The organism is Actinomyces sp. ICM39 (genome assembly GCF_000282935.1).
GTDB lineage: Bacteria > Actinomycetota > Actinomycetes > Actinomycetales > Actinomycetaceae > Pauljensenia > Pauljensenia odontolytica_B.
This window is the reverse complement of the sequence record NZ_ALCB01000040.1, coordinates 1-946: the sequence shown is the minus strand read 5'-3', so window position 1 is coordinate 946 and position 946 is coordinate 1. Positions and strand designations below refer to the sequence as shown.

The following is a 946-nucleotide window of genomic DNA, read 5'->3' as shown; positions in this document are numbered from 1 at the left end:
ATTCAGACAGGCCACGCGGCGGCCGGAGATCAGGCGGGACCACAGCCACAACAGGCAGTCCCCCGGGCGGCTGCTGCACAATAGTCCCCATGGATCTTCGCCCCGTCGCCCTCGGCACATCTGTTACGACGTACGACCCGTCGCGCCCCACGCCCGCAGCTATCGTCTCGGGCGAGGTGGCCGCACACGATGCGCCGCACCCGCTGTCGGTCTTCGACATGTTTCGCATTGGTATCGGGCCGTCCTCGTCGCACACGGTGGGTCCGATGCGAGCGGGCCTGGCGTTTACGACGGAGCTGACGACGCTGAAGCCGCCGTCGCACATCACGATTGACCTGTTCGGGTCGCTGGGTGCGACGGGCCGCGGTCACTCGACGGACCGCGCGGTCCTCCTCGGCCTGGCGGGCTACGACCCGGAGACGGTGGACATCGAGACGGTGGAGTCCATCCTGCCGGCCCTGGCCTCGTCGAGCATGCTGACGCTGCCGAGCGGCACGCAGGTCTCCCTCAACATCGCCGAGGACGTGCGTTTCGTGCCGCGCACGGTCCTGCCCTATCACGTGAACGCGCTGACGATCACGGCTTCCGACGAGGACCGCACCGTCATCCTGGAGCGCACCTATTATTCGGTGGGCGGCGGCTTCGTCATGATTCAGACGAATGACGACCCGCAGAACCCGGAGGTGTCTTCGCTCGCGACGAGCCAGGCGGGCGTCGGCATCGACGTTCCCGCGCCGCACCCATTCGCGTCGGGAGCGCAGCTGCTCGCCGCGTGCGACGCGTCCGGCCTGAGCATCGCGGAGCTCGTGCGCATGAACGAGGAGGCTGTGCGACCGCGCGAGACCGTCAACGCCTACCTGGATCGCATCGCCGACACGATGTTCGACTGCGTGGACGCGGGCACGTCCGCGGCGGGTATCCTGCCGGGCGGCCTGGACGTGCCGCG

The 946-nt window shown here is 68.6% G+C and carries 1 protein-coding gene; it reads left to right on the top strand.

Annotated features, from left to right (window positions below):
* Positions 1-89 precede the first annotated feature (89 nt).
* Positions 90-946, top strand: an 857-nt coding sequence (locus HMPREF1137_RS02145) for a serine dehydratase beta chain (protein WP_007588385.1), incomplete at its 3' end; no start/stop codon positions are given.